Raw genomic sequence first — 22,567 nt, 5'->3', positions numbered from 1 at the left:
CCGAACTATTGTTCTGCATATGCCCATTGTTCAGCTTCGACCATCTCAGCCGCGCAGACATGTCCTGGCCTTGGCATAACATTAGGGGCATCTCGATGTTCCGGAATGCCTCAGAACCCGTTCTGGCGATCTTCCCCCTGCTTATGGCTATCGTTTTGATGCTGGTCACTGGTGAGCCGTGGCTCCTGATCATGGGCGTCGTGTCGGTCTGTTCCTTTGGTACTCGGCTTATCGGCTTCATTGCGACGGTCTTCGTGACGCTGCTTTTCGCGCTTGCCCACTTTCCGCCTGCACATCTGACGACAAAGGGTGACTTCTTTCCTTCACTGCAAACCGCACTCTTTGGAGGTGCAGCCTTGGTCATTTTCACCATGATCAGGTATGCGATGCTCTTACCAACCAAGGCGGATGATCGCATGCGATTTGCGGCGGCCATCGTGGACAACATGCCGACCATGGGGTGGTCTCTGAACAGCAAGGGTGAGTACACGTACACAAATCAGGCGGTACAGGACTATGTCACGGGCAACAAGCGACGGACAGACTTGGACGACTGGAAAAATGCCATTCCGCTTGTGCACCCCGAAGACGTGGAACAGACATTTGGCCGGCTGGTGGAGTGCCTTGCCAGCGGCGAGGACTTTGTGACCGATTGCCGCATCCAAAGGCATGACGGCAGCTATCGTTGGTTTCATGCAGTTGCTCGCGCTGCCCGGGGTGCCAAAGGGGACATTACCGGCTGGTACGGCACGTCTGTGGATATACATGAACAGAAGCTCGTCGAGCAGGCCCTCAGGGAGAGTGAGCGAGAGCTTCGACAACTCGTTGACGCCATTCCTGCCCTAATCTGGTGCGCAACGCCCGAGGGTGAACCGTCCTACGCAAATAAGCAGGTCACCGCGTTTGCCGGCATCGTGATTGGAGACCTGGAGGTTCCAAACAAGACCCGCCTGCGTGAGGCCCTCGAACTGACCGTGCACCCCGACGATCGTGTTCGGGTCAGTGACGCGATGATGCGGTCATTCTCGACGGGCACCTCCTTTGCGGAGATATACCGCTTGCGCCGCCACGACGGCGTGTTTCGCTGGGTCGACAGTCGTCTTGCGGCTCTGCGCGACGACACGGGCAAGATCACGCGCTGGTACGGCGCCCTCATCGATATCGACGAGAGCAAGCAGGCCGAGGAAGCTCTGCGGGCGAGTGAGAGGCAGCTGCAGCTTCTGGTCGACACGGTGCCTGTCATGGTCTGGTGCGCGTCGCCTTCGGGCGTACCAACTTACACCAACAGGCGGCTCAGCGATTACACCGGAATCCGCGTCGGGGATTTTAACCAGGCGGGGTTAGAGCTCAGCCAGCCGATAGACTTGTTGGTGCATCCAGACGACAGGGAACGGTTCCGCCGCGCCCTGGCTGAGTCCTTTGCTTCAGGCAAGCCGTTTACGTTGCGCTATCGCCTCAAGCGACACGATGGGCCCTACCGCTGGACCGACAGTCGGTCGGAGCCGCTTAGCGACGGGGATGGCCGGCTGCTGCAGTGGTATACGGTCATCACCGATATCGAAGATGAAACGAGGATGCAGGAGGAACTGAGGTCGGCGCATGAGCAACTTGCGAGCGCCTCGAAGGCAGCCAGCCTTTCCGAGCTGACCGCATCCATCGCGCATGAAGTCAATCAGCCGCTGGCCAGCATCGTGGCAAGCTCACAGGCTTGCGAGCACTGGCTGAAGGCCGATCCGCCTAACACGAAACGCGCGATGGCCAACGTGGGCAGGATCGTGAGGGATGCAAATCTGGCCGCAGACACTATCCGTCGGATCCGGGCCCTGTTCCAAGCGAACTCGGAAGCTAGGACGTCGGTCAGCATCAAGGAACTTGTCCTGGAGGTCTGCCGACTCATGGAGGACGAGCTTGCGGCGAACGCAATCCAGCTCAGAACCGGCTTGGATAGCGGCTTGCCGTCGGTAATGGGGCATCGCGTCCAGCTTCAGCAGGTTCTCGTCAACCTGATCCGGAACGGCATCGATGCCATGAAACAGGTGCCTCCGGAGAAACGAGTCCTTGAAATCGGCTCGCGATATGATGCCGGCAACCGGATTTCCGTGGAAGTGCGCGATCAAGGCTCCGGAATGGAAGACCCATACATGATATTCGAGGCGTTCTACTCGACCAAGAGGAACGGCAAGGGTATCGGACTGGCGATCTGCCGTTCCATCATTGAGGCGCATGACGGGGAGATCCGAGCTGAGAAAGGGGAAAACGGAGGCGCGGTCTTCACCTTTACTTTGCCTATTAATAACCCGGTGCAAGGCGGAAATGGTGACACGTCCACAGCCGGGCTCCAATAGCAACTTGAACCACGCGAGGGAGATTAAACTACAATCGCTGCGGTAGCCGAGGTTCCATGCTCTGAGCCATCATGTCGGCTATGCGCACAAGGTCAGGAACCGTGCGCACATCCAGTTTGCGCATGACGCTGCCCCGATGCAACTTTGCAGTAGACTCGCTTATACCGAGTTCTGCCGCAATTTGCTTGTTCATAAGTCCCGCAGCGACAAGCCAAGTCACATCCAATTCGCGTTCGGTCAGACAAGAGAAACGCCGGCGCAAGTCATTAATCGCTTGCTGCTGGCGCCGCCTCGCGCGATCCCGTTCGAGAGCAGCGGAAACGGCGTCCAGGAGATCTTGATCCCGGAACGGCTTGGTGAGAAAATCCACCGCGCCTGATTTCATCGCGCGAACGGTCATCTGTATATCCGCATGAGCAGTAAGGAAGACGATCGGAGTCTTAACTCCCGACCGCGCGAGTTGTTCTTGAAACTCAAGTCCGCCGAGCCCCGGAAGCCGAACGTCCAGGACGATGCAACTCGGGGTGTCAGGTGACTTGTTTTTCTGAAGAAAATCACTGACCGAGCCGAAGGCTTGTGAGGGGAGATCGATGGATTTCAGGAGAGCTTGAAGAGCTTGGCGAACCATACCGTCGGCGTCAATTATGGAGACGCTGGATTCCCTGGCGGCATGCTCGCTCCGAGACACAGGACGGCGAGAGGGGCTGCGGTCGACGGACGAAGCCATAATTGTGTCTGACGTCACGATGTTAATAAGTTCTTTTACCGTGTTTTCCATTGATCTGACCCTCAATTGCAGATATTGCGTGTTATACTCCGAGATTTGTGAAATTAGCAGTATAACGCTTCGGGGGGCGGTGGCATTTTAGTGGCAGCGGTGCGCCTGTTTGGCTTCTGGTAAAATGTATTGAAAGCCGTGCTTCAGAACTATTAGAGATTTCTATTAGATCTACGTTGACCGGTAGGAAGCCCTCAGCCACGCAATCCTCCTATGAGATTGCAGCGCCCCTCTCTGCCGAGGAGTTCCCGCGGCTCGAACTGTGCTGCTGAGCTATTATTTCGATCTGCGCCAAGCATGGAAGTTGCGGCGCAGGGTCATGTTTGGGGTGCCGGTAGGATCGGGCCGGGCTCTCCACATGCGCTGGCCCTGATTTGCCAAAGGCAGTTCGACCGAGAACGTCGATCCTACATTCGGGATTGACCTCACTGTGACTCGATGGCGCAGCAGGTCCGCAGTCTGTTGGACGATCATAAGGCCAAGACCCATGCCGTCCTGCTCCGCGGCGTCACCTCGCTCGAATGCATCAAAGATTCGTGCGAGGCGTGCGGCGGGAATCCCGGCGCCGTCGTCCTGCACGTCAATGCAAGCTCTGTGGCGCCTGGTCCGGCACATCAGTCGGACATGGCCACCCGGTCCGCTATATTTGATCGCATTGCCGACCAAATTTCGCAGGATCGTGTGGAGCAATTCGGAATCGGTCTCAACGATGATGTCGCAGGAGGTTATCTGAAGCTCGACGCCGCAAGCTTCAGCGTAGAATCGCCAATCCATTCGAGCCGCTCCAGCACTGGAGCAAGGAGCAAATTCTGGCGGCGCGGTTGCAACGTCTCGTCTTTCTGCGACAAGCGAGCGAGATCATCGAGCTCGCTACCCAGGCGCTTCATTGCGTCAAGAGCGACGCGGAGACGATCGGCAGTGGCGGACGACACACCAGCTTCAGCCGCGCGGGCGAGCGACAAGATCGCGACATGCAGCGGTTGCTTCAAATCATGGCCCGCAACCGCCATCATCCTCGCCATGGCGGCCCGCGATGCTAGCGCTCGTTCCACTGTTTCTTCAATTGCTTCTTTTGGCATATTCGTCCCGATCTTCTCCGTTAACGCGACGCCACGCTACGGCGAAGGTAGATCGTGAATAATCCCACCTAGCGGCAGTCGAGTCCGCCCACACGGGCGGGCGACCGTACCAATGTATGGAAGGGCTATCCTTTGCGCCGATAGGTGAAACGGCAACCCACACTTAGCATCACACGGTCAGCACCGAGTACGGCAAGCCTGACTCTCGTTGAAGCAAAGGAATCACAGATGACATTGCCTTCGTTCCGATACCAACTTGAGAAGTCCATCCCACGTGTAGGGAACGGCGGCATCACACGAGGTGCCTCGATGCACCAGTTTCCCGCCAGCATCGGGATCGCCGGCGTGTCGATGCGCCTCGGCCCCGGCGCAATGCGCGAACTGCATTGGCACGCCAATGCCGCCGAATGGGCGTTTGTGATTTCTGGCAACTGCCGCACAACGATCCTCAACCCTAAAGGGGAAGCGGCGACTGATACGTTCGGGCCGGGCGATGTCTGGTATTTCCCGCGCGGATGGGGTCACTCTATACAAGGGGTCGGACCCGGCGAATGCCATTTTATTCTCATCTTCGACAATGGCGATTTCTCGGAAGACCATACCTTCAGCATCACCGACTGGCTGTCGTGTACGCCAGCGGACGTCGTGCGTCAGAATTTGGGCCTTTCCGTTGAGTCCCTATCCAAGCTACCGCACAAAGAGGTCTATTTCGCAAGCGGCCCGGCGCCCGATGACCGGTCCCCGGATGCCGAGCCACGCCCGGTTCCGGCACTGACGACACCCCATCGCTACCCGCTCTCTGCTCAGCAACCGCGTCGGGTGCCGGGCGGCGGAACGCAAAGAACGGTGTCGGTTAACGAGTTTCCGATCTCTACCACGATGGCCGGTTCGTTGTTGGAGATCGAGCCTGGGGCAATGCGCGAACTACACTGGCATCCCAATGCCGACGAGTGGCAATACTACATCGAAGGGGCCGCAGAGATGGCGGTGTTCCTCGCAGAAGGTCAGGTTGTTATTGAGCAGTTCGAGACAGGGGATATAGGCTATGCGCCAATGGGTTCCGGCCACTATATCCGCAACACGGGATCAGGAATTCTGCGCGTTCTGGTCGGGTTCAATGACGGTCACTATGAGGCGAACGACCTCTCTGCCTGGCTGGCGGCCAATCCGGTCGACGTGTTGGCGGCGAACCTCAGCTTACCAAGGCTGACCGTGGCCGATTTGAGGGCCGCGCCGCGCTTTCTGACGCCGGCCCTTGACGACAAAACGTGAGTGAAGCGGCCGCGTCACCCAATCTTCCTGACCAACTCCACCAGGTGACGAGAACGGAGCAGGGCTATTTGGTGCAGACGGAAGCAGAAATGAACGCATCGATCTCGTTCATCCACCGGCTGCCGACGTTGATCCAAATGTCGCGCTGCCACCTGGATTGGGCTGGCCCAGCCCATGCGGCCGTTGCGCGGCAGGAGGATGGCATCACCTTATCGATCTGCTCGGAAACGATGCAGCGGTCGGCTACCTTGCCCTAATTGCGAAATGCCCGACGAGAATGTTCGAACCGCTTCGGAACAATGTGTTTGGCGTGCGGCCACTGCCGTTCGGGCTGCCTCGCCTGACACGCGCCCGCGCCGGCGCGGCGACGATGCCGTTGGTCGAAGAGCGTCCCGCGCCTACTGCGGCGCGTCGAACTTTGCCCTCGAAGCCCTCACAGAAGCGCCATCGCAAGAAGTCGCGCGCTTGGCATACGGGTGATGCCGGTCCAGTCTTGACGCCATGCCGACGGGCATAGTCTCCGAAGCTCCAGAATCGACGGTTACTATGCTCCGACGCAGGCCACTATGGGCGGATGGCAGGCCCTTGAACCGAGCGACGTCGATGGGATCGCACAGATATTTGTCGGTCTGGTGCCGTCGAAACGTGCGCGGCCAGCCCGACAGTTGGCAGGTCAAAACTGGTACGCAACACGCAGACCGCGAGCGGTTACGAACGCTTCGTCCCCAGGCGGTGATCTGCCAGACGCAGGCAGATCACGGTCAGATCAGGGCGGATCTATTGACCTTTTTTGGTCGCCGGTTAGTGGGCGACCGACCGGCCGCTGGGGCGACGCTTTTGTTGTGAACGCAGGGATAACCCAAGGCCAATGAACCCCCCACCCTGGAACAGAAGGTCGACCGTGAGTATTGCCCCGAGTAGCCAGAGACCGACTGCGGGCCAAGTGGCGACAATGAACGTGCCAACAATGATGGTAAAGACGCCGCTGCCGGCGATCCACCCCCATCCACCCTGGTTGCGGAGCTGCAGGCCGGTGACAATGCGAACGATGCCAGCGGCGATGAGCAGGATTCCGAGCACCAGGGAAATGTCGACCGCGGTCAGGAGCGGATCGTAGAGCGCGATCGCTCCGGCGGCCGCGTAGAGCAGCCCGGCCAGGACGTAGAGAGAGCGGCGGCCCCAACCGCTCGTCGTGAAGGCGTGTATAATCTGCATCACGCCGCCGGCGAGCATCATCGCGGCAATGTAGAGAACAGACACTAGCGTCGCGGAGAAAAGGTTCAGGCTCGCAATTGCACCGGCTACCAGACATCCAACTCCAAGCGCCGCGAACCAACCCCATTTTCCGTATAATTCCTCTGGTGGCGCTCCGAGTGAACGATCGATTTTTGTGTCGAACATTTGAGATCTCCTTCTTATCCATCTGATAGGCTTGATGTATTAGGCCAGGCGCCGGAAGATCGCCGGGCAAAGCCGCAATGCTGAGGAAGGGGAGGTTCTTACCGGTGAGCGGCTCAGAACGCTGCATGCACCGTGGTCGGCTACCTGAGAGCGTCCTCGACGGTCGTCGCGATCCATTGTTCGACGGTGAGACCGACGTCCCCAGCACGAGTTGCCGCCGCAGCCGCCGCCGTGGGAGGTAGCGGTACATTGTAGATGATGTCGCGGATGGTGTCGGCCGCAAACACCTGACGCGTCACAGTGCCGGCAAATTGTCTCATTCTTTCGAGCTTCTCCGCATGGCTGCCGGTACTGGCCGACATGGCCGGGCAGAAGAGCGCGATGAGGTAATTTATCGTGTCGTCGCTGGACATTCCGTGCTCGCGGAGAAGCTGGATCGCCGCCTGCAACTGGGCAGGCTGGTCCAGCGTCAGCCCTCTAGGCAGGAAGGCCGTGACCTCGTCTTCAACCTCAGAAACGTGGAGGCTGGCTGCGGACGGGCACTCCAATTCCTGGGCATGAAGACTCGCTGGCTGTGTGATGAGAGCTACGTGGGCGGTCACCATGGTAACGACGAAGCTACAGGACTTCATGGCAATCTCCTTGAGAGGGGTAAAGGAATGGAAATCATTGGGCGGCGACGATTTGGACAGTATATATTCGCGTCCTGGCTGACCTAGCCCCATGCCAGGACGTCGGGCGTCGGGCGTCGGGCGTTGTGCTTCGGAATCGGCGGCCGAGACAGGGGCTGTCGTCATGCAATTCCGTTGAGAATCAGTGTGGATCGAACATGCGAGGCTCCATACGCTTGTTCCGAAAAGCTGGACCGAATGCCATTGTTGGGGGAGGTCCTTCGTTACCTTCCCAGCCGCGTGCTCAAGGGACGAAATGACGGTCCAAGTACGTCGCAAACCTGAGCGTCATTGCCGCTCGGCTCAATTGGACAGTCGTCTTGCAATATGTACCGTCGCCTAGGGTTCATCAGCTTTGGACCTAGATAACCTGCCAATGAACTGAGACCCTGGCGGCTCTACGCAAGGGAACAAGCCTCAAAGTCAAGGTGGTCGCGGACAGCGGCAAGGAGACAGATTTCGCCCTGTCGCTGAAGGGCTTTCCGGGCGCGCTCGACAAGACAGCGGCGCTGCTGAAGTAAGATGTGGAATCCTTGCAAGGCGGGCCGGAACTGCCGGTGTCCGAAGCCAATCCCGCTAAGACGATCCTTGGCTGCGTGTGCTGCCACTCCCGGAGCGTGGGAATCGAGCATTCAGAACTTCGAATTTGCTCAATCTCCTCTGTCGTGATTTGGACGCCAGAAGTTGCCGGTCCGCTTGTGATGCGGTGGACGGCTCTCCTCCCGACCTGCGGTATGATTGTGGGGCCAGAACTGGAGGGGATCTATGATGGGCAACGTTACGACGATTGGTCTGGATATTGCGAAGTCAGTGTTTCAAGTCCACGGGGTGGATGCGGCGAGTGAGGTTGTCGTTCGCAGGAAGCTGACGCGTGGGGCGCGTGCTGGCATTCTTCGAGAGCCTGCCACGTTGCCTGGTCGGTATCGAAGCCTGCAGCTCGTGGCATTATTGGGCGAGAGAACTGACTGCACGTGGCCATGATGTCCGGCTGCTGCCGGCGCAGTATGTGAAGCCTTATCTGAAGCGGCAGAAGAATCTTATCTGAAGCGGCAGAAGAATGATGCCGCAGATGCAGAGGCGATCTGCGAGGCGGTCACTCGGCCGACCATGCGCTTCGTGCCTTTGAAATCACCCGAGCAGCAAAGTGTGATGATGCTGCACCGGGTCCGGTTGATGCTCAACCGCCAGCGCACGCAGATATCGAACGCGTTGCGGGCACACCTATCCGAGTTCGGGATCGTAGCGCCGATCGGGCGGAATGGGATTGAGCAACTGCTCGTGGTCGTCAACGACGAGAGCGAGGCCAGGATACCAGCTGACGCGCGGCTATGCCTTCGCATGCTCGAGGCGCAGCTCAGGGTCGTGAAGAAACAGATTCTCGAAAGCGATCGTAGGGTTCGGGCGAATGCGCGTGAGACCGAGCTTGGTCGCAGGTTGATGGAAATCCCAGGCGTCGGCCCGCTGCTGGCAAGTGCATTCGTGGCTAAGGTCGCGGATGCGCATGCGTTCAAGTCGGGGCGCTGTCTATCGGCATGGATCGGACTCGTGCCAAAGCAGAACTCGAGCGGGGGAAAGGAGAGGCTCGGCAGTATCTCCAAGGCCGGCAATCGCTACTTGCGGCAGTTGCTCATGGTGGGTGCGATGGCGGTCATCCGCTATGCCGAGCGCAACGGTACCAGGAGGCCATGGCTCGTGCAGTTGATGGCACGGCGAACAGCCAAGGTTACGGCGGTTGCGTTGGCCAACAAGACCGCCCGGATGGTCTGGGCACTGATGACGAACGGCGAGCGCTACAGGGAACCGGTCATCGCATAGAACAAGATAAGGCGAGCGATCGCTGACGAGGTTGGAAAGGGCGGACAGGAGCTAATGCACAAAGCCGGTTGATACCGCCGGATCAGGAAAACCCACTGGGGCCGTGCACCTCGAGTGCGAGCTTACGATCGGGACCTGAGACGCGCGAATGGCATTATGGCCAGCGGCACATGATAGGCCGCACCTACAGGTCGGATACATGGCCGCACCAACCAGCAAAGGCAAAGCTCAAAGAATCCGTTGCCAACGGAGAGCCGTCCATACACGGCCCCATTCACGACATCAGCAGCTCGACGTAGATGCCGGTCACTGGCGTTATCATAACCTTCACACAGCACTGTAGACGCTTCTTGCCCGGCATCGGGACCTTTGAGCGAGGCGTTTGGTCGACTGGGCGTAGCAATCTTGTGGGTGGGACAAAAACATTGAAAAGCATTGGAACAGATTTGAATGTCGGATGGTCCCACCGGATCCTAACTAGTTGATTATGGTCGTTTTCCAAGCATCCTCCTCCGTGACTAACATAATCATTATTTATCAACGGGTTACGAAGCGGTTCGCCCAAATTGATTCAAGAAGCTGATCCAGCCACTCGCTGACCGCATTCGTCTTCTACCGAATGGCAGCTTTGCGCCCAATATCAGACACTGAGATCTCTTCAGTGTTCCCCAAGAACAGACATTCCGACCTGCGCCGACCGGAGAGATTGCAGTGCTGAGATGCAGAATTCCAGCCGCTCCAGCTGCGACTTGTAAGCCCGCAATTGAAGGCCGATCTCATGGAGCTTTGCGTGTTTATCGGTGCGTGCCGCAATCAGCTCTTGTTCAAGCAGAGCAATCTTTTTCCTGATGGCTTGCGCGTCGGCAACTCGCTGTAGCCTGATCCAGCCCCGCCCTTTCATAGACCCAATCCCTCGAAGCTAACTATTCAAAGGACCGGATGCATTCACGACACATCTCATGCTGGCGGAATGATCGCAAAAACTCAGCTTTCCTGTACACAGTGGCGCTCAGATGCCGTTGCGGATGATGTGGCAAACCAAACCCGTGCCGCGATATGGCGCGCCCGACGCCGTCGAAGCAACCCTAGTTCGGCTATTTTCTGACCGTCCGGCGCCACGAAGCCCATCTGAAGTCCATCTGAAACCCAGGTATATTAGCAAGCAGAAATATTACAGATGAAGGCACTTCTGTTGAAAGTGTCGCCGCCCAGCCGGCTACAAGAGCTATAGCTGCTCCGGCGGCAAGAATGTGCATTAGCTAAAAGAGATGCTGTGGCGTTATGGATACGGTTACTAAACATGTCGTCGACTACCGCTTTTTTCATTGATAATTAGTCTGCCTGGGGTAACCCTAGGTTAGCGGTGAATCGGGGGAGGCTTATGCGACAGGATGAATCAGCCTTTCGAGCGGGACAACGGTCCCGCAGCAACTCCCGTTCTATCATCGCTCAATACTTGGCCCATCTGGACGGAATGTCCTCCTGGTGATGGCAGGCCAGCAAATATCATTCTCGAATGGAGCCTGTTTGGACCGTGAGGCCGGCGGGGCGATTGACCATGCAGCAGACGACTAGGCACCAGGCAAGCGGAACCCAGCGCCAGTCGAGCAAAAGTGAACGGGAAGCAGAAGCGCCGGGTGGCCGTCCGGCGGCCGCCTCTTCGCCTCTCATGCGCGGCGGCCGCATGACCAAATGGAAGGGCGAGGCCGCGAGCTTCGCGCCGAATCTGGCGCATCTCGTTTCGGTCATCGAAAAATCCTTCATCGGCCCGATTTTGGCCGCGTCGCTCCTGGTCGGCATTGCAGCCACCCCGGCGGGCGCCACCGATCGCTATTGGGACGCCAACAGCACGAGTCCGGGCCTCGGCGGCTCCGGCATCTGGAACACGACGTCCGCGTTGTGGAACAACCAGACCGAAGCTGGCCCGATGGTCATCTGGAGCAACGGCGCGCTGGACGATGCGTTCTTCGCCGGGACGGTCGGCACAGTCAACCTCGGCGCGCCGGTCACGGTCCATAATCTGACCTTCGGCGTCAGCGGTTATACTCTGAGCGGCGGCACTCTGACGCTCGGCGGCTCCACACCCACCATCGATACGGGCGCTGGAACCGCCACCATCAGTTCCGCAATCGACGGCAATGCCGGACTGACAAAGGTGGGAAGCGGCACCCTCACGCTTGGCGGCGCCAACACCTTCACGGGGGGCGTGAATGTTAACGCCGGCACCTTGGCGCTCAACGGCGCGAGCAGCTTCGTTGGTGACGTTAATGTCGCCAACGGTGCAACCCTAACAGTAGACGCCGATGCCGCGCTTGGCGCGGCCGGCAATCGCGTCGTCACCACCATCGGCGCAAGCTTGACACTCAACAGTGCCCTCGGCGCCAACCACATGGTCTCATTGGGCGGCGGAGGGCAAACCACCGTCACCGGGGGCGGCGCCGCCGCGACCCGCTTCACCGGCGCCGGCGGCCTGACGGCTTACCGGACATCCCTGGCCAACAACGCCAACGACTATACCGGCCAGACGGTCGTCCAGGTGGGCGCCGAAGTCATCACCTTCAGCTCGGTCGGCAATCTCGGTTCAGCGAGCGCGCTAGGAGCTGCCAGCGACCCCACGCTGGGAACCATTTCAGTCCAGCGCGTATTTGGCGCCACCGGCACGTTCTCGTACACCGGGACTGGAAGCGACTCCAACCGCGACTGGAGTTTATCGGCCGGCGGCCACCTGGTGTTCTCGAACAGCGGCAGTGGAGCCCTGACGCTGCGGGGAGACATCGCGCTCAGCGGCACCGCCGGCACAGCCGTTGTCTTCTCCGCTGATTCCGCCGATTTGGCGCTCCTGGGGCAGATCGGACTGCCCAGCGGCAATCTCCTCAGGGTCTCTTTCGCAGGCGGTGGCAGTGCCCGCACCATCACGCTCGGCGACAACAACAGTTTCAACGCACCGGTTACGATCGGTACTGTCAGCGTCAAGGCAGGCACGCTCGCAGACGCCGGGACGAACAGTTCGTTGGGCGCCGGCACGAGCGTGGGTCTCACCAACGGCGGCGTTCTGAGCTATACGGGCGGCGGCGCCTCAAGCAATCGCACCTGGACGTCCGACGGCGCCACGATGATCAGCAACGACGGCGCAGGCGGGCTTTCGCTCAGCGGCGCAGCAAGCTTCGTGGCGGGTGGCACCGACACCTTGACGCTCGGCGGCAGCTATGGCGGCACCAATACCTTCTCGGGCGTGATCTCCGGCACCGGCAACCTGGCCAGCAGCGGCTCCGGGACATGGGTGCTCGCCGGCGCCAATACCCGCGCTGGCAGCATCACGGTGAACGGCGGCACCCTGCACGCGGGCAACTCCTCTGCTTTCGGCACGACCACGACAGTGACCGTCAACAGCGGCACGCTCAACCTCAACAACTTCAACCTGTCAAGCACAGGCTTCTCCGGGACCGGCGGAACCGTCGCGCTGGGGAGTGGCAATCTGAGCGTCAATCAAGCCGCCAACACGACTTTCGCCGGAGGCATAACCGGCGCCGGCGGCAGCCTGACCAAGCTTGGTGCGGGCACGTTGACGTTGACCGGAGCCAGCTCTTATACCGGCGCCACCAGCATCGGTGGCGGCGCTTTGGCGCTGAATTTCAACGCGGCCGGCGCGCCGGCGAGCAACATCATTTCCAGTGCCTCCACACTGAACATGTCCGGCGGCACGCTGACGGTGGCCGGCTCGGCAGGCCAGACGCAAAGCTTCGCGGCCAGCAACATCACCGCCGGCGGCAACACCATCGCTGGATCGGGGAACGTCACCCTCAATCTCGGCGCGATCAATCGAACCGGCGGCATCGTCAATTTCGTTCTGCCCACCACCGGCGCGATGACGACTACGCCGAGCACGGTGCTGGGTGGCTGGGCCACGGTCACCAGCGGCACAACGACCGACTACGCGCAGGTTGACGCATCCGGCAACATCATCGCTCGCACCACCTATGCGAACAAGGACGATGCCAGCACCTGGGTAACCGGCGATGTGGTCAGCGATGAAGCCCCCGGACCGAATACGCCTTATGTCGGAACCGTTACTGGCAACGTGCAACTCGGCGGCATCAAATACACCGCGGCGGCGGCTTCTACCGTGACGATTGGTTCCGGTAACACGCTGGGCATCGACGGCACCGTCATCGTGTCCGCCTCGGTGGGCAACAAAACCGACACCATCACCGGCGGTCGGCTGACCGGACCCGTCGGCGGCGGCACGCTGAGCGTGTTGCAGAACAGCACGGGCAATTTCGTGATCGGCTCGGCCGTCGTCGACAACGGCGCCACGATCGGCTTCACCAAGGCCGGCGCCGGACTCGTCACCCTCTCCGGCACCAATAGCTATACCGGGGTTACCACCATTAGCGCCGGCACGCTCTCAGTCAACACGATCGCGAACGGCGGGACGCAAAGCGCCATCGGCGCCTCCAGCAATGCCTCCACCAATCTCGTGATCCAGGGCGCCACGCTGCAATATACTGGCGCCAACACATCGAGTGACCGCGGTTTCACCCTTGTGACCAGCGGCGCCGTGACCGCAGGCACGATCGACGTCAGCCAAGTGACCACGAACCTGCAATTGTCCGGACTGGTCACAAGTCCGGACAATGCGGGTCTCACCAAGACCGGCGCGGGCACGCTGACGCTGTCCAACGCCGGCAACAACTATACAGGCATCACCACCGTCAGCCAGGGCACGCTCGCCGTCAGCACGCTCACCAACGGCGCTAGCAACAGCGGCATCGGCGCCGCCTCGAGCGCCTCGTCGAACCTGGTGCTGCAGAACGGCGGCACTCTCGGCTATGTCGGCGCCAACGCCAGCAGCAATCGCGGCTTTACGCTGGGCACCGGGGGCGGCGGAATCGGCGTGGTCGGCGGCACCACCCTGACGATGAGCGGCACGGCAACGGGCTTGGGCGGCCTGACCAAGAGCGGCGCCGGCACCTTGGTGTTGTCCGGCACGAACAATTATTCCGGGGGCACCATGGTGGGCGCCGGCACGCTGCGCGCCGGGTCGACCAGCGCCTTCGGTACCGGCTCGATGACGGTGAACACGGGCGCGACCCTGGACCTCGCTGGCAACAACAATACAGTGAGCGGGCTCAACGGCGCAGGCAGTGTGCTGCTGGGTAGCGCGACGCTGTCGATCACCGGCACCGGGAGCTATTCGGGGACCATGGGCGGTGCCGGCGGCGTCACCATCGGCGCCGGCAGCACGGGGAACCAGACCTTCAGCGGTTGCGGCAACAGCTATGCCGGGCCGACCAGGGTCAATAGCGGCAGCACACTTAACGTCGGCTGTCTCGCCAATGGCGGAGCGCCGAGTGATGTCGGGTCCTCCAGCAAAGACTCGACCAACCTTGTCCTCGTCAACGGGACGCTGAACTACACGGGTGGCACCGTCACCACCGATCGCGGCTTCTCGATGCCGGGATTTGTCGGCGGCAACATCGGAGTGCAGAACGCCGCGACAACACTGACCTTCAGCGGCCCGGCCACCGGAGCAGGAAGCGTCACAAAGTTAGGTTCCGGCACGCTCGTACTGTCCGGGATCAACACATATGGGCTTGGCACGACCGTCTCGGCTGGCATATTGCGCGCCGGATCGGCGAGCGCCTTCGGCACCGGCTCAATGACCGTCAACACCGGCGCCACGCTCGACTTTGCCGATCTCAGCAACACGATCGCCGGCCTTGCGGGGGGCGGCATTGTCACGCTCGGCTCGGCAACGCTGACCCTCAGCGACGGGGCGGGTCAGAATTTCAGTGGTGCCATCAGCGGCACTGGCGGGCTGGTGAAGAGCGGCGCCGGCACGCAAACCCTGTCAGATGTCAGCAGCTATACCGGCTCCACGGTCATCAATGGCGGCATTCTCGCCGTGACGAATCTTGCAAACGGCGGCAGCAACAGTTCGATCGGATCTTCCGCCGCCACGCCGGACAAGCTCGTCCTCAATGGCGGCACGCTGCAATATACTGGAACCGGAGGCAGCACGAACCGGCAGTTCACGCTTGGAGCGAGCGGCGGCGCCCTCGACGCTTCGGGCAGTGGCGCAATCAACTTCACTAGCATCGCTGCAGCGGTGCTGACCGGCGCCGGCAACCGCACTTTAACGCTGACCGGCGCCAGCACGGCCAACAATTCACTTTCGGCCCGCATCGACAACCCATCGAGCGGCGCGACCTCGCTCAGCAAAATGGGCAATGGCACCTGGGTGCTGAAGAACGCGGCGAGCACCTATACTGGTGCCACGACGATCGGCGGCGGCGTGCTTGCCGTCGACAAGCTATCCAACGGCAATCAGGCGAGTTCCATCGGCGCCTCCGCCAAGGATGCGTCCAATCTGGTGATCGGCAGCGGCTCCACGCTGCGGTATACCGGCAGCGGTGACACGACCGACCGCTTGTTCACGCTGCAGACTGGCGTCAGCTTCATCGAGTCGTCCGGCACCGGCGCGATCGTCTTCAGCAATACCGGTGCGGCGGCTTACACGGGGACTGGCCCCCGCACGTTCGTTCTCGGCGGTACCAACACCGGCCTCAACACGATGGGCGGGACCATCATCGATGGATCCGGCGGGGCGACCACGCTCGCCAAAAACGATGCCGGCACCTGGGTGCTGACGGGCAACAATAGCTACAGCGGCAACACCGTCATCAACGACGGCAACCTGATAATCGGCAATGGCGGCACGTCGGGCAATGCCGGCGCCGGCAATGTCATTATCGCCAACGCGACCTCGACATTGTCGTTCAACCGCAGCGACACGTTCGCTTTTGCGGGCAATCTGAGCGGCGCGGGCAACATTGCCCAGATCGGCACCGGCACGACAAGGCTCACCTCGGCGATCGACAGCACCATCGGCGGCACGACCCGGATCGATGCCGGTATGCTAGAGCTTGCCAGCAATCTCACGAGCGGGGCGACGGCCGTGAACGCCGGCACGCTGCAGGTCGACGCTGGCAAGACGCTGACGACGCCGGCCATTGCGATGAACGCCGGCTCGACATTGACCGTCAGCGGCACTGTGCAGAAGAGCGGCGCCACGCAGGCGGCGATCACCGGTGATTCCGGGGCGAGCACGATCAACGTCAACAGCGGCGGAACGCTTCTGGCCAATGGCGATCTCGGCGGCGGCAGCGACATCCTCAATCTGACCGGGACGTTGAACACAGGCGCCGGTGCGCTCAATCTCGGCGCCGGCAACGACACGCTGACGCTCAATGATGGCGGCGTTCTCACCGGAATGGTCAACGCCGGCACCAGCGGTGAGACAGGGGCCGGCGATACGCTACAGGTGGTCAACAATCTGCCCCGTACATTGGATGGGGCGAACGTCACTGGCTTCGAGAGCCTCAACAAACAGGGCACCAACACATTATTCCTGACCGGCAATCACAGCTACAGCGCCGGCGTGACGATCAGCTCGGGCACGCTGGAGGTCGGCAACGGAGTTATCGATGGCTCCCTGACGACCCCGACGGTGGTGGATAACGGCGCGCTAGCGTTCAACCTGAACAGCGACTACACATTCGGCGCGACAATCTCTGGTGCCGGCCGACTGATGAAGCTGGGCACGGGCGTCATGACGCTCACCGGCGCCAACAGCTACGCCGGACCCACCAGCATCCTTGGCGGCACTTTGCTCATCGATGGCGACCAGTCGGCGGCGACCGGACAGACCACCGTCGGGAACGGCACGACACTCGGCGGTATCGGCACCATCGGCGGCAACGTTACCGTGGCGAACGGCGGCACCCTGAGCCCAGGCGGCGCTGGCAACGTGCCGGGGACGCTCACCATCAAGGGCAATCTTGCTCTCGGCGCCACTTCGGCGATCAACGTCAATTTCGGCCAGGCGGGTGTGCCTGGCGGAGCACTCAACGACCTCATCAATGTCGGCGGCAACCTGACGCTCGACGGCACGCTCAACGTCACGCAGACGGCGACCGGCACCTTTGGCCCCGGCGTCTACCGCGTCATGAACTACAACGGCGCGCTGACCGACAATGGACTCAACGTCACCGACCCGAACTATTTCGTGCAGACCTCGGTTGCCAACCAGGTCAACCTAGTCAATTCGGCGGGCCTGACGCTGAGCTACTGGGACGGCAATGCCGGCCCGCATTCTAACGGCGTTGTGAATGGCGGCAACGGCACCTGGCGCGCCGCCGGCGACCAGAACTGGACGGACGTAACCGGCCTCTTCGCGGCCCCCTTCGCCAATGCGAGCTTCGCCATCTTCCAGGGTGCCGCGGGCACCGTGACGGTCGACAGCTCGAACGGCGCGGTGCAGGCCGCCGGCATGCAGTTCGCCACCGACGGCTATCTGGTTCAGGGCCAGGATATCGGGCTGGTCGGCCCGCAGTCGATCATCCGCGTCGGCGACGGCACACTGGCCGGTGCAACCTATGTCGCGACGATTGCGTCCAACCTGACGGGCAGCAGCCAGCTGGTGAAGACCGATGCCGGCACGCTGTTGCTGTCGGGGACCAACAGCTACAGCGGCGGCACGGCCATCAACGGCGGCACGGTCCAGATTTCCTCGGACACCAATCTCGGTGCTGGTGGCGGGGCGCTCAGCTTGGACGGCGGCACGCTGCACACGACGGCCATCATCAGTTCGGCGCGCGCCGTTGCGCTCAATGCGGGCGGCGGCACTTTCTATACGGACGCTGCGACCACCCTGGGGCTGAACGGCATCGCTGCAGGGGCAGGGGCGCTGACCAAGGAGGGCAGCGGCACGCTCATTCTTGCCGGTGCCAACACCTATCAGGGCGGCACCGTCATCAGCGGCGGGACGATCGAGGTCAGCAGCGATGCCAATCTCGGCAATGGAGCCGGCAAGGTCACGTTCGACGGCGGCACGCTGCATGTCTCCGGGTTTGGCTTCAATTCTGCACGAGACGCAACGCTCAACGCCGGCGGCGGTGCCATCAACGTCGATAATTTTGTGGACCTAGCCGGCACGATCGAGGGGACCGGCGCACTCACCGCGGGCGGCCCCGGATTTCTGGCCCTTAGCGGCGACAACACCTATACCGGCGGGACCACCATCGCGAGCGGGGTTCTGCAGCTTGGCTCCGGGGGCACTACGGGCTCGATCCTGGGCGATGTTGTCGACAACGGCAATCTCGGCTTCGATCGCTCCGACATCTATAGCTTTGATGGCCTGATCTCCGGCAGCGGCCAGATCACACAGGCTGGGACGGGCACGACGGTGCTTGCGGCCGATAACAGCTATACCGGCTCGACAACGGTTATGAGCGGCGCCCTCTACATCAACGGCGACCAGAGCGCCGCAACCGGCCTGACGTCCGTCAACGCCGGCACGCTGGGCGGCAATGGTATAATAGGCGGCGACGTCGCCCTGGCGCCAGACACTACGCTGGCCCCCGGCGGCCTCGGCGCGACACCCGGGACGCTGACCATCAACGGCAGTCTTCAACTGGCTGGTGGCTCCAACCTTGATTACTCCTTCGGGCAGGCCGGCGTAGTCGGCGGCGCCTATAACGACCTCACCGTCGTGCATGGCAATCTGTTGCTCGACGGAGCCATCAATGTCACCCAGTCCCCCGGCGGCAATTTTGGCCCCGGCATCTATCGCGTCATCAGCTATGACGGCGCGCTGACCGACAATGGGCTGGACAGCAACTCGCCCACTCACATCGTCCAGACCTCGATAGCCGGGCAGGTCAACCTCGTCGACATCAGCGCCATGACGCTCAACTTCTGGGATGGCGACGCCGGCCCGAAGAGCAACAACGCCGTCAATGGTGGCAACGGCACCTGGCGGGCAGCCGGCGACGACAACTGGACCGGGCCGGCCGGCGACATAAACGCCGCCTTCTCGAATGGCAGCTTTGCCATCTTCGCCGGCACTGCCGGTACGGTCAGCGTCGACAACACCAACGGCCAGGTCCAGGCCGCCGGCATGCAGTTCGCCACCAATGGATACCTGGTCCAGGGACAGAACATCGAACTGCTCGGACCGCAATCGACGATCCGGGTCGGCGACGGAACCCTCCCTGGAGCCGACTACACGGCGACTATCGCCTCGGTGCTTCAGGGCAGCTCGCAGCTCGTCAAGACCGATCTCGGCACGCTCGTGCTCGCCGGCACCAACACCTACACCGGCGGCACGGCAATCGATGGCGGCACGCTGCAGGTCTCGGCCGATGCTAACCTCGGCGATGCCGCAGGCGCGTTGTCTTTCGACAATGGCGCCACGCTGCAAAACACGGGCGCGTTCAGCTCGGCACGCGACGTCACGCTCAATGCGGGCAACGGCACGTTCCAGACCGATGCCGACCTCACGCTGTCGGGCCTGATCGCCGGCGCGGGTGGCTTCACCAAGACGGGCAGCGCGGCGCTGACGCTGACCGGCACCAATACCTATGCCGGTGCAACCTCGGTTGCGGCTGGTGGCCTCTATGTCGACGGCGACCAGAGTGCTGCAACCGGGCTGACCTCGGTGCAGCTCGGCGCGACGCTCGGCGGCAAGGGCACGATCGGCGGCAATGTCGTGATCGCCGACGGCGCCACGCTATCGCCGGGCTCCGCCGACGGCACGCCGGGCACGCTGGCGATCGCCGGCGACCTGTCGCTCTCGGGCGGCTCGATCCTGAACTACAGCTTCGGCGAGGCAAACGTCGCGGGTGGAGTTCTCAACGATCTGACGACGGTCGGCGGCAATCTCGTGCTCGACGGCACGCTCAACGTTTCCGTGTCGGCCGACGGCAGCTTTGGCCCCGGCATCTACCGCGTCTTCGATTACAGCGGCACATTGACAAACAACGGGCTTGCGATCGGCTCCATCCCGTCGTCGAATTATTTCGTCCAGACCTCGGTCGATCACCAGGTCAATCTCGTCAACACGGCTGGGCTCAACCTGAACTATTGGGATGGTGACGCCGGTCCGAAGTTCGACGGCACCATCAATGGCGGCAACGGCACCTGGCAGAGTTCCTCGGGCAACGACAATTGGACCGAACAGACGGGCCTGATCAACGCCGCTTATTCGGACGGCGCCTTGGCCATCTTCGCAGGCACCGCCGGTACGGTGACGGTGGACAACGGGCTCGGCCAGGTGACGGCCGCCGGCATGCAGTTCGCCACCGACGGCTACGTTGTCCAGGGCGGCGACATCGGCCTCATCGGGCCGCAGTCGACGATCCGGGTTGGCGACGGCACCAGTGCAGGCGCCAGCTACACGGCCACGATCGCTTCGGCGCTCACCGGCGACGCTGAGCTCGTCAAGACAGACGCCGGAACGCTGGTGCTGACCGGCACCAACAGCTACACCGGCGGCACGGCGATCAATGGCGGCACGCTGCGGGTCTCGTCCGACGCCAATCTTGGCGATGCGGCGGGCGGGCTGTCCTTCAACGGCGGCACGCTCAACACCACCGCGAGCTTTGCCAGCAGCCGCGCCGTCAGTGTCCTCGGCCAGGGCACGCTTGCGACCGATGCCGGCACCACGCTGACGCTCAATGGGATCATCTCCGGCGCCGGCGCATTGACCAAGAGCGGCGGCGGCACGCTGGCGCTGACGGCAGACTCTTCCGGCTTCACCGGCACCACGGCGATCGGCGCCGGCACCGTCAATGTCTCGGGCAGCCTGTGCGGCGACGTCAACGTGCTTTCAGGCGGGCGCCTCGAGGGCACCGGCATGGTCTGCAACACCACCAATGCCGCGGGCGGCACCATCGCTGCCGGCAATCCGGGCGTGCCGGGCACGCTCACCATCGCCGGCAACTACACCGGCAATGGCGGCACGCTGGAGATCGAGACCGTGCTCGGCGACGATACCTCCGCCACCGACCGGTTGGTGGTCACCGGCAACACCGCTGGCACAACCACGCTCAAAGTCGCCAATCTCGGCGGCGGCGGCGCACAGACGGTCGAAGGCATCAAGATCATCGATGTCGGCGGCACGTCGGCTGGCACCTTCTCGCTCGCCGGCGACTATGTCTTCCAGGGCGACCAGGCGGTGGTCGGCGGCGCTTATGCCTACCGGCTTTACAAGAACGGCGTGAGCACGCCCGATGATGGCGACTGGTATCTTCGCTCCGCGCTCACCACCCCCGACAACCCGCCGGGGCCGCTCTACGCTCCAAGCGCGCCGCTCTACGAGGCCTATGAAGGCGTGCTGCAGACCTTCAACGAACTCGGCACCTTGCAGCAGCGCATCGGCAACCGGTCGTGGGGCGAGGGCGCGACGCCGCAAGGTGCTGATGTTCCCGGTCAGGGTCCGGTCGACGGCAAGGCCATCTGGGCCCGCATCGAGGCCGCGCACGCCAAGCTCGATCCGAAGACCTCGACGACAGGCACAGACTACGACGTGACGACCTGGAAGTTTTATGCCGGCGTCGACGGCCTGCTGCATGAGAACGAGGCCGGCGTGCTGATCGGCGGGATCACGGCCCACTACGGCACCGCTTCGGCGGACATATCCTCGATCTTTGGCAACGGCTCGATCGCAGCCACCGGCTACGGCGTCGGCGGAACGCTGACCTGGTACGGCAACACCGGCTTCTATGTCGACACCCAGGCGCAGGCGACATGGTATGACAGCGATATCCGCTCGGCCATGCTCGGCACACTTGCCGATGGAAACAACGGCTTCGGCTATGCGCTCAGCATCGAGAGCGGCCAGAAGATCGCACTGTCCAGCAAGTGGTCGCTGACCCCGCAGGCGCAGCTTGCTTACTCCGATGTCCGCTTCGACACGTTCACCGACAAGTTCGGCTCCGTCGTGTCGCCCGGCAGCGGCGACAGCCTGATCGGCCGTCTCGGCCTGTCGGCCGACTACGAGGACCAGTGGACGGATGCCGCGGGCCAGGTCAGCCGCACACACATCTATGGCATCGCCAACCTCTATTACGACTTCCTCGACGGCACCGATGTGGATGTGTCGGGTGTCAAGCTGGTCAGCCAGAACCAGGCGCTGTGGGGCGGTGTCGGCCTTGGCGGCTCGCTCGACTTCGCCGACGGCAAATACGCGGTCTTCGGGGAAGCTACCGCCAAGACCAGCCTCGAGAAGTTCGGCGACAGCAACTCGATCGGCGCCAAGCTCGGCTTCAGCGTGCGCTGGTAGCTGCGAGCCCCGCTGTAGGCTGATATATCGCCAGCTAAAGATCCCGGGCGATGCACGCTCGCGGACCGGTGTTTGATAGA

11 protein-coding genes and 1 pseudogene are annotated in these 22,567 nt (G+C 61.9%); 6 read left to right on the top strand and 6 right to left on the bottom strand.

Going from position 1 to position 22,567, the window contains the following annotated elements; genetic code table 11:
• Window positions 1–95 precede the first annotated feature (95 nt).
• Entirely contained in the window at window positions 96–2,345 is a 2,250-nt protein-coding gene (locus tag LB564_RS29085) for a PAS domain-containing protein (RefSeq protein WP_224542538.1), read from the top strand.
• A gap of 28 nt (window positions 2,346–2,373) precedes the next feature.
• On the opposite strand, the gene LB564_RS29080 is transcribed toward LB564_RS29085, so the two are convergent.
• The 3 genes from LB564_RS29080 to LB564_RS29070 form a co-directional block, all read right to left on the bottom strand.
• A complete protein-coding gene (locus LB564_RS29080) occupies window positions 2,374–3,123 on the bottom strand; it encodes a response regulator transcription factor (RefSeq protein ID WP_224542537.1) in 750 nt (249 codons plus the stop codon).
• 276 nt (window positions 3,124–3,399) lie between these two features.
• Window positions 3,400–3,897: a sensor histidine kinase gene (locus LB564_RS29075; protein WP_224542536.1), complete on the bottom strand. Its 498-nt coding sequence runs from the start codon at window positions 3,895–3,897 to the stop codon at window positions 3,400–3,402.
• A complete protein-coding gene (locus LB564_RS29070) occupies window positions 3,849–4,202 on the bottom strand; it encodes a hypothetical protein (RefSeq protein WP_224542535.1) in 354 nt (117 codons plus the stop codon). The genes LB564_RS29075 and LB564_RS29070 overlap by 49 nt, the downstream gene beginning before the upstream one ends.
• Window positions 4,203–4,430: 228 nt before the next feature.
• On the opposite strand from LB564_RS29070, the gene LB564_RS29065 reads away from it, so the two are divergent.
• Window positions 4,431–5,474: a cupin domain-containing protein gene (locus LB564_RS29065; protein ID WP_224542534.1), complete on the top strand. Its 1,044-nt coding sequence runs from the start codon at window positions 4,431–4,433 to the stop codon at window positions 5,472–5,474.
• Window positions 5,471–5,731: a hypothetical protein gene (locus LB564_RS29060; protein WP_224542533.1), complete on the top strand. Its 261-nt coding sequence runs from the start codon at window positions 5,471–5,473 to the stop codon at window positions 5,729–5,731. The genes LB564_RS29065 and LB564_RS29060 overlap by 4 nt, the downstream gene beginning before the upstream one ends.
• A 544-nt stretch (window positions 5,732–6,275) precedes the next feature.
• On the opposite strand, the gene LB564_RS29055 is transcribed toward LB564_RS29060, so the two are convergent.
• Window positions 6,276–6,875: an HdeD family acid-resistance protein gene (locus LB564_RS29055; RefSeq protein ID WP_224542532.1), complete on the bottom strand. Its 600-nt coding sequence runs from the start codon at window positions 6,873–6,875 to the stop codon at window positions 6,276–6,278.
• A 140-nt stretch (window positions 6,876–7,015) separates the two neighbouring features.
• The gene (locus tag LB564_RS29050) at window positions 7,016–7,507 is read right to left on the bottom strand and encodes a hypothetical protein (protein WP_224542531.1); all 492 of its coding nucleotides are present in this window, start codon (window positions 7,505–7,507) and stop codon (window positions 7,016–7,018) included.
• 428 nt (window positions 7,508–7,935) lie between these two features.
• On the opposite strand from LB564_RS29050, the gene LB564_RS29045 reads away from it, so the two are divergent.
• Both LB564_RS29045 and LB564_RS29040 read left to right on the top strand, forming a co-directional pair.
• The gene (locus LB564_RS29045; RefSeq protein ID WP_224542602.1) at window positions 7,936–8,067 is read left to right on the top strand and encodes an invasion associated locus B family protein; all 132 of its coding nucleotides are present in this window, start codon (window positions 7,936–7,938) and stop codon (window positions 8,065–8,067) included.
• A gap of 247 nt (window positions 8,068–8,314) precedes the next feature.
• A pseudogene (locus tag LB564_RS29040) lies at window positions 8,315–9,361 on the top strand (IS110 family transposase).
• 658 nt (window positions 9,362–10,019) lie between these two features.
• On the opposite strand, the gene LB564_RS29035 reads toward LB564_RS29040, so the two are convergent.
• A complete protein-coding gene (locus LB564_RS29035; protein ID WP_224542530.1) occupies window positions 10,020–10,262 on the bottom strand; it encodes a hypothetical protein in 243 nt (80 codons plus the stop codon).
• A gap of 783 nt (window positions 10,263–11,045) precedes the next feature.
• On the opposite strand from LB564_RS29035, the gene LB564_RS29030 reads away from it, so the two are divergent.
• On the top strand, window positions 11,046–22,487 hold the full coding sequence (locus LB564_RS29030; protein ID WP_224542529.1) for an autotransporter-associated beta strand repeat-containing protein: 11,442 nt from the start codon (window positions 11,046–11,048) through the stop codon (window positions 22,485–22,487).
• The last annotated feature ends 80 nt before the right edge of the window (window positions 22,488–22,567 follow it).

It is taken from the genome of Mesorhizobium sp. ES1-6 (assembly GCF_020164775.1).
Taxonomy (GTDB): domain Bacteria; phylum Pseudomonadota; class Alphaproteobacteria; order Rhizobiales; family Rhizobiaceae; genus Mesorhizobium.
This window is presented reverse-complemented; position numbering and strand designations above follow the sequence as displayed.